12 protein-coding genes are annotated in these 11,636 nt (G+C 44.1%); 4 read left to right on the forward strand and 8 right to left on the reverse strand.

All coding sequences use genetic code 11. From position 1 onward, the window contains the following. Positions 1–217 precede the first annotated feature (217 nt). Positions 218–817 carry a DUF1517 domain-containing protein gene (locus tag IQ234_RS06270; RefSeq protein WP_193956451.1) on the forward strand — a complete coding sequence of 200 codons (600 nt, stop codon included), beginning with the start codon at positions 218–220 and terminating at the stop codon, positions 815–817. Then, positions 774–1,703: a hypothetical protein gene (locus IQ234_RS06275; RefSeq protein WP_193956452.1), complete on the forward strand. Its 930-nt coding sequence runs from the start codon at positions 774–776 to the stop codon at positions 1,701–1,703. Before IQ234_RS06270 ends, IQ234_RS06275 begins: the two co-directional genes overlap by 44 nt. Before the next feature lie 66 nt (positions 1,704–1,769). Here the strand turns inward: IQ234_RS06275 and IQ234_RS06280 are convergent, their stop codons facing one another. Next, positions 1,770–2,285 (reverse strand): phycobiliprotein lyase, encoded by a 516-nt coding sequence (locus IQ234_RS06280; RefSeq protein WP_193956453.1) that lies wholly within the window; start codon positions 2,283–2,285, stop codon positions 1,770–1,772. 61 nt (positions 2,286–2,346) lie between these two features. Next, positions 2,347–3,015 (reverse strand): HEAT repeat domain-containing protein, encoded by a 669-nt coding sequence (locus tag IQ234_RS06285; protein ID WP_193956454.1) that lies wholly within the window; start codon positions 3,013–3,015, stop codon positions 2,347–2,349. A gap of 496 nt (positions 3,016–3,511) precedes the next feature. Here IQ234_RS06285 and IQ234_RS06290 point away from each other — a divergent pair, with 496 nt between their 5' ends. Continuing rightward, positions 3,512–3,739: a DUF2281 domain-containing protein gene (locus IQ234_RS06290; RefSeq protein ID WP_193956455.1), complete on the forward strand. Its 228-nt coding sequence runs from the start codon at positions 3,512–3,514 to the stop codon at positions 3,737–3,739. Then, positions 3,736–4,122, forward strand: coding sequence for a type II toxin-antitoxin system VapC family toxin (locus IQ234_RS06295; protein WP_193956456.1), 387 nt, complete (start codon positions 3,736–3,738; stop codon positions 4,120–4,122). The genes IQ234_RS06290 and IQ234_RS06295 overlap by 4 nt, the downstream gene beginning before the upstream one ends. 269 nt (positions 4,123–4,391) lie before the next feature. Here the strand turns inward: IQ234_RS06295 and IQ234_RS06300 are convergent, their stop codons facing one another. From IQ234_RS06300 to IQ234_RS06325, 6 genes are all read right to left on the reverse strand, one after another. Beyond that, positions 4,392–5,198, reverse strand: coding sequence for a creatininase family protein (locus IQ234_RS06300; RefSeq protein ID WP_193956457.1), 807 nt, complete (start codon positions 5,196–5,198; stop codon positions 4,392–4,394). 849 nt (positions 5,199–6,047) lie between these two features. After that, entirely contained in the window at positions 6,048–6,596 is a 549-nt protein-coding gene (locus tag IQ234_RS06305; RefSeq protein ID WP_193956478.1) for a hypothetical protein, read from the reverse strand. 509 nt (positions 6,597–7,105) lie between these two features. Further along, positions 7,106–8,641 carry a bifunctional phosphoribosylaminoimidazolecarboxamide formyltransferase/IMP cyclohydrolase gene (gene purH, locus IQ234_RS06310; protein ID WP_193956458.1) on the reverse strand — a complete coding sequence of 512 codons (1,536 nt, stop codon included), beginning with the start codon at positions 8,639–8,641 and terminating at the stop codon, positions 7,106–7,108. Between the two features lie 291 nt (positions 8,642–8,932). Beyond that, a complete protein-coding gene (locus IQ234_RS06315; protein WP_193956459.1) occupies positions 8,933–9,649 on the reverse strand; it encodes a polysaccharide deacetylase family protein in 717 nt (238 codons plus the stop codon). Between the two features lie 63 nt (positions 9,650–9,712). Continuing rightward, positions 9,713–10,129, reverse strand: coding sequence for a hypothetical protein (locus IQ234_RS06320; protein ID WP_193956460.1), 417 nt, complete (start codon positions 10,127–10,129; stop codon positions 9,713–9,715). Between the two features lie 15 nt (positions 10,130–10,144). Then, the gene (locus IQ234_RS06325; protein WP_193956461.1) at positions 10,145–11,617 is read right to left on the reverse strand and encodes a glycerol acyltransferase; all 1,473 of its coding nucleotides are present in this window, start codon (positions 11,615–11,617) and stop codon (positions 10,145–10,147) included. Positions 11,618–11,636: the final 19 nt, after the last annotated feature.

An 11,636-nucleotide genomic window follows, 5' to 3' on the forward strand; every position in this document is an offset into this window, starting at 1 on the left:
TGAAAATGGGAAGTGGGAAGTGGGAAGTGGGAAGTGGGAAGTGGGAAGTGGGGAGAATAAATAAAAAAGTCTCCTATCTCCTGACTCCTATCTCCTGACTCCTATCTCCTGACTCCTATCTCCTGACTCCTATCTGACTCCTATCTCCTGACTCCTATCTCCTGACGACCGACTCCTAACCTTAACGACAATTTTTGATTTTTACCAGAGGTCTATTATGAGTTCTTTAGGCGATCGCTTTAAGAAATTTGCGGGTAAAACTCGCTATGTGGTCTGTCGCTTATTTTTGCATCTCTACGGCCAAGAAATCGCACCCCTGATCGGTATTCTTAATCGTGCCGGCCGGGAGGCGATCGATTCCGAAGGCGATTTAGAGGTCATGGGAGAGGGTTTAGTAGAAATTTGTCAAAATCTGCTGCAGATGAACCTCTATTGGTTTTCTATAGCTAATGAGGGCGATATTTTTTGGAGTGAGGGGGAAGCGGGAGACTACGTTAACGAACTGTTTACCGATTCTGCGGCCAGATACCTAAGTGAATCGGTGTCTGGGGAAGTGGAGGAAAACGAACCCTTAACTTTACCCGTCACCGATAACTTAGTTGTTATGATCACAATAGCCTTCGAGGGTGAGAGTGCTGCTTTAGAAACTAGCCTAGCCGATCGAGAGGCCCTGGAAGATGGTTTAAAATCAATAATTAACCTTCACTACCAAGGTCGGCTGCGTGCGATTCAGGTACATTTTTCTCCTGCTCAATTGGGAGATGAATTGACCAATGAGCAACTATTACTCAATTTCCCCGAATTGCTGCCTTTATAGTCTTAATTTTGCCCTTATGCTGCGCCAAGTAACGACAATCTTTTTAATTCTTACCCTTTGTTGCACAACGGTGGCCTGTGGTTCCTCGTCAAATCAAACTCAGTCACCGTCAGCTAATAACAGTAGTGTAAGACGAGAATCCAATCAGGTTAGTAGCGGTCGCTACGAGGTGCAACAAGCTACCTACGATGATGGAGATGGCACTTATACCTTAATGCTGTTAAACACCCCTGGGGGGACTTCTCCCCTCTTTCGCACCACTAACCTGCAAATGGCTAGATTAACCGAGGAGGACATTGCTAAAGGGGAAAAAACCGCAGTGGAAATCAACGGTGATCAGGCTACCCTGTACATGACCGAAGATTTTAAAATTGAGTATGTCCATAATGTCACGGAAGTGCGGAACAATCCCCAAACCGGACAACAGGAAACCGTGGTGATTCGACAAGAATCGAGTTTTTGGAGTCCTTTTTTCGGTGCTGTTGCTGGTCAAGCTTTGGGTAGTTTGCTCTTTCGTCCTCAATACTACGTTCCTCCCCTCTATACTCCGGGAGGTGTGATGACCGGTTTTGGTGGTTACGGTTCCACCTATAATCAGGCAGTAGATCAATACCGGACTAAACATAATAGTCCACCTCCGGCAGTCAAAAATCAGCAAACTCTCCGTTCTACCGGCAATTTACGTCGTTATCCTAGCAATACTTCCTCTAGTCCCAATCGCAGCACCACCACCACAAAACCCAGTGGTTCCGGTTATGGTTCTAGTACCCTGAAGAATTCGGGTAAATCTGATAATGTCAAACGTTCTCCTAGTTTCGGTTCCTCTGGTTCCCGTCGTACCCCTAGTCGCAGTGGTTTCGGCAGCAGCAGACGCGGCCGACGTTAGGAGGATTTGACTGGAGTGGTGGAAGATTAATCCTGTCTTCCCCACCTCAGACATTGGAGATGACAACTACTTAGTAGCAACCATTTTGCGAATTTCCGAATAGAAAACCGTCTTGCGATCGCCATTGACTGACTGGATAATACTGGTACGCAATCTCAGATTAGGACTAGCAAACCAGATTCTTTCCTCGATACGATGGTGATTGTCCTCAATGGTTAAAGTTAAAGCTTGATCGCTTCTGAGATGATATTCTCCCAGCGCTGCCGATTTACCGTCCGATGTGATTAATTTTCCTTGCCAAGGATTCTCTGAGGGTAGCCAAACTAAATAGCTAGAACCGATTTTTTTCGGTTGTCCATAGTCCACGGAATTATCCCAAGTCGCTTTCCATCCCCCTAGACTGGCCAGGGACTGACAGTTATTTTCTAAACATAATTGCACCACATCGGCAGCATCGGCAGCCAGCAAATCGATGGTGATTTCTGCTTTATTATTGGCAACTTTTTGGGCAGCTAATTGATAACTGGTGCGCTGAGAAAACCATTTACCCGCACAGAGATTAATAAATTCTTGAATGTCCATGAATGGCTGTAGGCAAAGATTGATCGCTCTGGAAGAATAGATTATTTATTCTATCCTATCCCTAGACCTTGGCCAATTTTTGCAAAGATAAACGGGCCGCTTCGCGCACTTGTGGATGTTCGTCCTTGACCAAAAATTTTAAGGCTGCGATCGTTTTTTCCGCTGGAAGATGGCCTAAAGCTTCCGCTAATCGCTGCCGGATTAACCAGTCATCGGAGTTAACGAAGGTTAAAAGCTTCTCGACGGTTTCCACTGCTTTGATTTCCCCAAGGGCAGCAATAGCGGCCTGTTGAATAACCGCTTCGTTACTATCGAGGGCCGATAATAACACCTGTTTAGCCCGAATATCGCGCAAATTCCCCAAGGCAACGGCAGCACTGAAGCGGACTAACCATTGCGTGTCTTCGTAAAAAGCCCGTTGTAGGGGTTCAAAAGCGCGAATATCTTCTAAATAACCTAAAGCCCCCGCAGCATCGGCGCGAATGCCATAATCGGCATCATTGGCTAACAAATCCACTAGGATAGGAAAGCATTCCTCGGTTTGTTTGACTCCCAAGGCAAAGACAGCCATCGATCGCACCGGCAGCATTTCATCATAAAGGACTTTTTTGATCAAGGGTACAGCCTCATCTGGGGCCACTTCTCGCAGGGAGGCCAAGGCCAGCAGACGGTCTTTAGAGTTGCTGCTTTCTAACTGGAGGGCAATGGTTTCTATATCAGGCTTGCTCATTTTTGTCAATCACTTGTAATATTTCTTTAATTCTAACGCAATTGTTTCTAAGTCAGCAGCCCTAGTGGACTGAAACAGCTAATTTCTGTGTGTTACAGTGTTTCTCATAAAGATGAAGTGTAACCTAATTTGGTATGGAAGACCGACTCCCGAAAACGAAAACTGTGTACCCAATCATTAAGATAACTGCTGTGGCTAATATCCTTAACAATAGGGTTAATTTAGCTTAAACCTCCTGTAAAGGTAAGTTTTCGAGGTGCTATCGAGTCGAAATATCGAAAACCTCAGATAAATTTCACATAATCTTGGGTTTTATGGAGAGGATAGTTGTCTCTTGTCTGAACCGTCTCGGAGTCTCCTCAGGGAAGATTTTTGATTTTTGCAGAAACTCTCTTAAACAAGTTGGGGAAGTGGTTCTACAAAAATTAACTTTATTTATGTTTAAAATGCTATCATGAAGCTTGCATCGTAGATTTCAGTAGATATTGAGAAAACCATGACTATTTCTGGCAATAAAATTACAGAAAGCATTATTAACAAGCTACAGGAAATTCCTCTAGATAAACAAAAACAAATCTTAGAATATTTAGAAGCTCTTACGGAGGAAAAGGAGCCGTCATCTTCCCCTAAAAAACGAGTCTTTGGATTGCATCAGGGAAAAATTTGGATGAGTGATGATTTCAATCAACCCTTGCCCGATAACTTCTGGAATTTTGACTCATGAATATTCTCTTAGATAGTCACACTTTAATCTGGTTTTCCCAGAATTCTCCTCAGCTTTCCTCATCAGCAATTAAGATACTAGAAGATAGAAATAATCTTCTTTTCTTGAGTTTAGTCAGTGTCTGGGAAATACAGATCAAAGTACAGTTAGGCAAATTAAATTTAGATATTTCTCTCGCGGAAATAGTTAAAGATCAAACTAAAATTAATGATGTGCAGATTTTACCCCTGAAATTATCTCATATTTGGACATTAGACACCTTACCTTATTATCACAAAGATCCCTTTGATCGTTTATTAATTTCTCAAGCAATTACAGAAAACCTAATTATCCTAGGCGTTGATTCTGTTTTTGATTCTTATCCCGTACAAAAAATATGGTAAAAAATGTCATTTGTTTTCTTTTTATTACTGTTTACAAAATTTCTAAAACCTCAAAAACCTCAAAAATAAAACTCATGATTGAGATTAATAGTTATGCTAAAAACTACCCGAATTCTGGTTAAAATTTCCTCTATTAATGCTAATAGAAGATAGTGATCAAATACCCGAATTAAAGGAGAAAGGATATGGAGTTTTATCCTTGGCAATAAAATTACCAACAGGCAGTTTAAATGCAGTACAGCTTATTAACAGTTCTGATTAATCTTCTATTAAGATAACTTCGGTTGACGGAATTGATAAACATCAGTGATCGCCTGTACCCAACCATTAGCAACGGATTCTAATAATCGATCGCCTTTTTCTTTACTTGCATTAGTAGCATCTCCCATCACTCCACTTTTAGTTAATTCCTTAGTTAACCAAGCAAAGGGTAATTTTCCTTCCATAGTTAATAAACTATTTTCTGGCAAACCTTGGGGATATTCTCGGACAGCCCGCTCAATTTTTACCTGTTCTGGCAGTAATGATAACATAATGCTAGTTTCCACATCTCCTGCATGAATACCGTATTCTAATTCATATTCCGAGAATAATTCAGCCGCATTGTGGGGAACTCGCCAAGTGAAAAAAGGAAATACTAAAAAATCGGGATATTGTTGGTGAATATCCCTAGCAGCAATTTCCATAACTTGCGGTTGTCCGCCGTGGGAGTTCATTAATACTAACTTGCGAAAACCCGAACGATAGAGACTTTCAGCTATTTCTTGAATTAGGGTTAATAAGGTGGCTGCTGAGAGGGTAATTGTGCCGGGGAAAGACCAATGTTCGTTAGATTTTCCGTAGTAGAGACAGGGTAAAGCAAAGGCGGGAACATTTGTATCTAATTTCTCGAAAGCTTTGCCTAAAACCCCTAAACTAATGGCAGCATCGACAGCAATAGGGAGATGGGGTCCGTGTTGTTCGATCGCACCGATGGGTTGAATAATTACCACATTTTCCTTATCTGGCATTGAATCTATATCAGTCCAAGTAAGATAGGGAAAATAACGATGAGGGGGAATAAAACCGTGCATCATAATTTTACTAGGGGTGAGGGATTAGGGTTGGGGGAAAAATTACTGTTTATGTTGTAATTTTATCACTAATTCTTGGCAAGGTTGCCAATCATCTTTATCGGTAATGGCTTGCCAAAACGAATCCCCATAGCAACAAAACCTGTTTCATTAATTAAGTAGTCGTGCAAAATTAATTTCCTAGTGAAGATAGGCAAGAGGCAAGAGGCAAGAGGCAAGAGGTGGTTAGATATGTGTAATTAATTTTGCTTAGGTACTTATAATCTGCAATATCGTCGGGCAAAAAAAAACAGAGGTAACTTGTTTTTTTACCCTTGTTACTGATCATCTTTAAGCCTTTTCTTTAAGTATTGTTGTTAATGTAGCTTATTAAGATCAGCGATCTGCTACGCAGTGCCTGGTTCTTCTGGTTTCTGTGTGGAAACGAGGTCTATACTGATAGTTTATTTAACAAAATAGTTCTAAAAGTCTTTCCCAGTAAACATTTCACGATTTCATAAGCAAAAATTATCACACAAAGTCGAGAAGAGCCAGTGCCTTCGGCATCGCACTTAGACTCACAGCTTCAATCAATCTGCATGGTGCGTTCCCAAAAATCGCTCGGTGGAGCAGTAGAAGTCAGATTAGGGAACGCACCCTACAAGATCGGCGATCGCACTAGCCTCCACGTTGCTACAGCGATGGCGTAATGCTACGCAGTGCCCTCAGCATCGCACTTAAACTCACAGCTTTAATCAATGGGCATGGTGCGTTCCCCAAAATCGATCGGTGGAGCAGTAGAAGTCAGATTAGGGGACGCACCCTAGGACGATGGCGTACTGCTACGCAGTGCCTTCGGCATCGCACTCTACTTCAAAACGCTTCTGCTTCTGCCATTGCTCCGACCAAGACCAAACCCCATATGATGATGCCAATGTCCAGACAGAGAATGTGGCCAGCGGACCACCCATAATAGTTTTCGTTTGGGTTTCGCTTCTTTGTGACCTCGTTGACGTAGTTCTGCACTGGGACGAGGCACAAGAATGACGGGATGAGGGCAGACACGATAGTCTGTGCAAGCCCAATTTCTCTGGTGAGAATGTTCGAGAGAATCATCAAGACAACCCATCCCGTAGCCAAGCTGCCTGGCGAGAAAGTGGGGACTTGAATAGCACGTGCCTCCCTGTCCCCATGTATTCTCCGAAGAAGGCTATGGCAGAAGAATATCCCAAAGAAGCTTCGCCAGAACGGACTGATGTTGAGGTTGTCCCTTTCCTTGACGTATTGCCAGTTCTTGTAAATCCAGTATGCCTGATAGAGCGAGAGTGAGAAGATTGACAGGATGATAAGCCTGCCAGTCGGAATATAGAGGAATAGAGGCTTCGCTGGTGGCGGGGCATCACTCTCAGTTGTAATATACATTTTCCTTTCTTGCTGTCTAACTACATATTATACGGAAACTCTCTGTATAACACTCTTCAGAGTAACGATATGGGTCAACTTTCTGTATGTCACTCCATTTAGGCGCAATCGCAAGAAGTTTTTCGTCTATCACACCCAAAAGCCTGTTAGCCAGATGAGCTTATTGCAAACAATCTCCTTTAAGGAGACTGATCACAGAGGCCTTCTAGAGTTCTAGCAAAGATTCTTATATCTGACTGCACTTTGTCACAAAACTTCACTATTATTTTGACACTTTTAATGGTTGGAGAGGAAACATTAATCGCCAAGTCTGGTCAATTTTTGTCCAAAGCATTTGAGGAAATGACCTGAACAAATAGCCAAATATAGCACTATTTTCTTTGTTCCCCAAAAGCTGGTTATCCTCGCACTTTGGGCAAATTTAAGACCATTGAATGGGGGAAATTAACCGATAATGAATAACTGGTTGGGGTGCGTTAATTTAAGCAATAACACACCCTAACTTTGTATTAATGCAAGAAATGACGAATGCCTGTTAAGACCATAATTAAACCTAACTCATTAGCGGCCTTAATCGAATCCTGATCTTTTAAAGAACCTCCGGGTTGAACAATTGCCTCGATACCAAACTGGGCCGCCGTGCGAACAGAATCATCAAAGGGGAAAAAACCATCACTAGCCAAATAGCCACCTTTAGCCGCTTCCCCTGCTTGTTCAAGGGCAATTTTCACCGAACCAACGCGATTCATTTGCCCCGCACCAACGCCTAAAGTAGTTTGATTTTTTGTCACCACAATAGCGTTAGATTTAACGTGCTTAGATACTTTCCAAGCAAACAGTAATTCCGCTAATTGTGCGGCAGTGGGTTGTTTTTCTGTCACCACGCGCCAATCATCTGGAGTTTCCACCAGATCATCGGCTGCTTGTACTAGAAAACCGCCAGCGATAACTTTTACTGTTTGTTTTTCTCCCCTGCTTAAATCTGGCAGCAATAAAATCCGCACTTTTGACTTTTTAGCAAGGATATCCCGGGCTTCAGGGCTACAATCGGGGGCAACCACGCATTCTAGGAAGGTTTTCGTTAATTCTTTAGCGGTTGCTTCATCTATGGCTTGATTTAGGGCAACAATACCCCCAAAAGCGGAGGTAGCATCGGCATGAAAAGCTTTAGTATAAGCTTCCACTAAACTACCACCGATCGCCACTCCACAGGGATTAGTGTGTTTTAAGATAGCGGCGGCTGGTTCTTCCCTGCCGAATTCGGCGATTAAACGGCGGGATGCTTCCAAATCGACTAAATTGTTATAACTTAGTTCTTTTCCCTGTAATAAGGTCGCTTTTCCCCAACCGTGAGCCATTGTACCGCTGCCATACCAGGTGGCACTTTGGTGGGGATTTTCGCCGTAACGCAGGGTTTGTAGGGCATTTCCCGCCAAATTAAAGCGCGTCGTTTCCCCGTTCAAGCTGGCGAAATAGGATGCGATCGCACCATCGTAGGCATTGGTTAAAGCGAAGGTTTCCCCCGCCATTTTTTGACGGAATTCCAGGGAGATTTCGCCGTTATTTTGCCGTAATTGGCTTAAATACTGCTCGTAATACTTCGGGTTACTGATGACAGTCAAATGGGCGAAATTTTTAGCCGAGGCGCGTAACATCGCCGGACCACCGATATCGATTTGTTCGATCGCCTGAGCGGTGGTAACATCAGGATTAGCGATCGTCTGTTCAAAGGGATAGAGATTAACCACCACCAAATCAAAAGGACGAATTTGATTAGCCTCCATTTCCGCTAAATCTGACTGCCAATCCCTTCTAGCCAAAATACCGCCATGGATGCGAGGATGGAGAGTTTTCACCCTTCCGCCCAAGATTTCAGGAGAGCCTGTGTATTCTCCCACTTTAATCACGGGAATTCCCGCCGATTGCAGTGTTTTGGCGGTTCCTCCACTGCTAATAATTTCAAAATCAAATTCTTCTGTTAGCTGACGGGTAAAGTCAACTATTCCGGTTTTGTCAGTCACGCTGATCAGCGCTAAACGTCCCATAGTAGTGATCTATAAGCAACCATTTCAGTATATCTCAGTCCTAACCCGTTAAAAATTAAAAAAAGTAGGTTAGTAAATAATCAGCTGCTTCTATATTTTCCTCTGTTAAATAGCAACTTATGCCAAGAAAAAAAATGCAACTCCTCCCGGAAAGATTTAGTCTGACTTGTTAAAAAATACAGGATTTTTCAGGGTAACGAAGTCCATCAAGATTGATGAAAATCTCTTGGCAACTGTCATCGCTAAATCTTGTCAGATTACCATCATCTTTTCTTATTCTTAAAATGTCCCCTAATAACGTTTGTGATCAACTAATTGGCTGAGAGTGACCACCTGATAACCTCGATCGTGTAATTTCGCTAATAAATTCTTCAGTACGATCGCCGTATTCTCATCTCTTTCGGGGGAACCACCGTGAAGCACTAAAATCGCCCCGGGGAAAATAAATTGCGAGATATACCAAGTGGTAAATTGAGGATGATTCGTTCCTTTTCTGGTATCTAAAGGAATCATGGAAGCGAGAGCGAATCGGGACTCGTAGCCGGGGAATTTACGCAAAAACGAGCGCATAGATTGATTATAGAAGGCTTGACCGGGACGATACCAGCGCAGTGCTTGACCGGTAAGACGACTTAAAATATCGTTAGCTTCCCGAAACTGACTAGCAAAAGCACTGGCAGCCAGTTGACTGGTGCGGAGATCTTGGGTGCCGTGATTAGCGATTTCGTGACCTTGGGCGATTAGACGCTCAATCAAGGTGGAGTTCGGTTGCAGATGTCCTGTGATCAGAAAAAAAGTCGCCTTGACGGGGGTTGCTGGACTGGCTTTTTCTTGATTATGAGTTGCGATCGCAGCTAAAATGCGATCGGTGGATTTTCCTTCGGGATCGTTGGGAGTGGGTGCATCATCGATGGTAAGGGCGATAATTTTCTCTCCTGTGGGTTGATAGAAAATTGCCCCCGGAAAAAGTCGAGCGACGATCGAGACAATTAATTTGGCAATGCTCATTCGGGAAAGTAAGGGATGAGAGGAGAAGCAAAGATTAGCAATTACAGGCCAGTGACTGAAAGATTATTTCTGTAGGAGATATTTCTGCATTTTGTTGAGTTTCTGCCAATAGATAATCATTAAAACCACATAGGCCACAAAACTGAGGATATCAACTACGGGTAAAAATAGGGTAGTGGCCACGATCGCCCAAGCTAATCCCAGACGCTGATTACAACTACCAAACCGGTGGGCATTTTCTCCTAGAGCCGAGCGATAGGATGCTGGTAGCTTAAAAGCTGAGATAATCCAGATAAAAACCGTGTGAACAATCGGGATGATCATCAACCACATCCATACTGGTGCAAACCGGCGATGTTCGGGGGGGAGAACTGCCAGAGCATTATAGTGAAACCAAGCCACCAAGACATTCAGCAACACAATGATCGCGATGACGCTGATAACGGCGATCGTGGGTAAAGTTCCTAGTCTTCCTATCATATTTAGTTCCTAATGTCAAGGGTTTGTCATCGATTCTAAAGATTTTTTTAAGGTGCTAGTTAATTCTCGCACCGCTTGTTTTTTGGCTGCCCCGTCCCGTTGATAGGTGCTGTGCCAGCGTGCCGTCACATCGAGGGGTTCTGCTACGGTAATTATCGCCTTTTGTGGTGCAATTGCCGGCCGAGCTTGGCCTTTGCCCGTAATTTCGTGAATCAGGGCATTAATCATCAATAAAGTCTCTGCAAACCTTCTAGCGGTGGGTTTATTTTGTAGATAATGGCCGGTGACGACGACAAAATTCTCCACCCATCTCATGTGCCAGAGATGTTGATGCGCTTCCGACGCGACTAGATCCGCCAAACCCCTTTCCACGTCCGAGAGGGTTTGGATGTCCACGTCCCGACGATAGATCCAATCCCAGACCGTATCCTCAATATCGTGGGCGCGTTCGATCAAATTGCGATCTCGCGTAGCGAGCGCGTTGCGACCGCTACGGGGCTGCATTTGCAGATATCCCTCCAACATTTTTAATACTGCATCCATCAATCCCTGTAAACGCAGGGTTAATCCCTCGATCGGACTCAAATTGGCTAACTTTGCCGCTTGTTCCTCCAACTGAATGGCGGTATGGAAACGCCGATAAAAACTTTCCATTTGTTCTAATAAATATTCAGCAATACGCAATAGTTTCGGGTAGAGTAGGGCCTCTTCCTCTGGGGTCAATTGCTGCTCTGGATTCCATTCCCTCGATGAGAGAGATTGTTCTAATTGCCGATTGGCCCCATCTCCCGGAGGAAAACCAGATTCGCGCTCGATCGCCCGACAGAGTTGCCAAATCTTCGGCCAGGGATTTTCTAAATACTGATACCTCACACCGATGGGGACAATAGACACCTGCTGATTCTCCCCCGCTGCCACCAGATCCTCGACACACCAAAAACTGGTTTGAGCGCAGCCCAATTCTAAACGACTGACCAGTTCGCCGTGACCGTTGGTATAGCCTTCCGGCGCAATGGCCAAGGGAAATTGCCCGCGAGCGTAGAGATGGCGCAGGGTACGCAAACAGCCGAAATCGGGACGACCGCGGATCACGGGAACGCCACCGATCGCCGGTAAGAGCCAATTAGCCACTGGACCGGCCCAGAGGGGAATCCCTCGATCATAGAGAAAATAACCAAAAACTGGCTTATTTAAACTTATTCCCTCATTGGCTGCCATTTTAGGCAGGTTGCTATGAAGATAATGGATTAAGGAGGGGGGATCGTTAGTGCTGGAATGACGATAGGCAAGCAGAAACCGCAACTGTCCAGCTTGGAAACGGCGGTAACAATCGACGAGAATTTCGCTATTTTCCCCTTCCACCCGCTCAATCTGACATTGCGATCGCAAATAGAAAGGCAACAGCCGATAAATTGCTGCCAAGACCAAGGGGTTAAAATGGGGGGCGAGAAATTTTAGCGGTGATTGGGCGCGGATAGGTTTTGTCATCGGAGAATGAGTTTATTAT

The sequence above is a fragment of the Microcystis aeruginosa LEGE 91341 genome (genome assembly GCF_015206885.1).
In the GTDB taxonomy this organism is placed as follows: domain Bacteria; phylum Cyanobacteriota; class Cyanobacteriia; order Cyanobacteriales; family Microcystaceae; genus Microcystis; species Microcystis aeruginosa_H.

Excerpts from the sequence above, each read along its gene's own strand:
- IQ234_RS06320 (WP_193956460.1), bottom strand. The coding sequence starts at position 10,129 with ATGATAGGAAGACTAGGAACTTTACCCACGATCGCCGTTATCAGCGTC.
- IQ234_RS06315 (WP_193956459.1), bottom strand. The coding sequence starts at position 9,649 with ATGAGCATTGCCAAATTAATTGTCTCGATCGTCGCTCGACTTTTTCCG.
- IQ234_RS06280 (WP_193956453.1), bottom strand. The coding sequence starts at position 2,285 with ATGGACATTCAAGAATTTATTAATCTCTGTGCGGGTAAATGGTTTTCT.
- purH (WP_193956458.1), bottom strand. The coding sequence starts at position 8,641 with ATGGGACGTTTAGCGCTGATCAGCGTGACTGACAAAACCGGAATAGTT.
- IQ234_RS06270 (WP_193956451.1), top strand. The coding sequence starts at position 218 with ATGAGTTCTTTAGGCGATCGCTTTAAGAAATTTGCGGGTAAAACTCGC.
- IQ234_RS06300 (WP_193956457.1), bottom strand. The coding sequence starts at position 5,198 with ATGATGCACGGTTTTATTCCCCCTCATCGTTATTTTCCCTATCTTACT.
- IQ234_RS06285 (WP_193956454.1), bottom strand. The coding sequence starts at position 3,015 with ATGAGCAAGCCTGATATAGAAACCATTGCCCTCCAGTTAGAAAGCAGC.
- IQ234_RS06325 (WP_193956461.1), bottom strand. The coding sequence starts at position 11,617 with ATGACAAAACCTATCCGCGCCCAATCACCGCTAAAATTTCTCGCCCCC.
- IQ234_RS06305 (WP_193956478.1), bottom strand. The coding sequence starts at position 6,596 with ATGTATATTACAACTGAGAGTGATGCCCCGCCACCAGCGAAGCCTCTA.
- IQ234_RS06290 (WP_193956455.1), top strand. The coding sequence starts at position 3,512 with ATGACTATTTCTGGCAATAAAATTACAGAAAGCATTATTAACAAGCTA.
- IQ234_RS06275 (WP_193956452.1), top strand. The coding sequence starts at position 774 with ATGAGCAACTATTACTCAATTTCCCCGAATTGCTGCCTTTATAGTCTT.
- IQ234_RS06295 (WP_193956456.1), top strand. The coding sequence starts at position 3,736 with ATGAATATTCTCTTAGATAGTCACACTTTAATCTGGTTTTCCCAGAAT.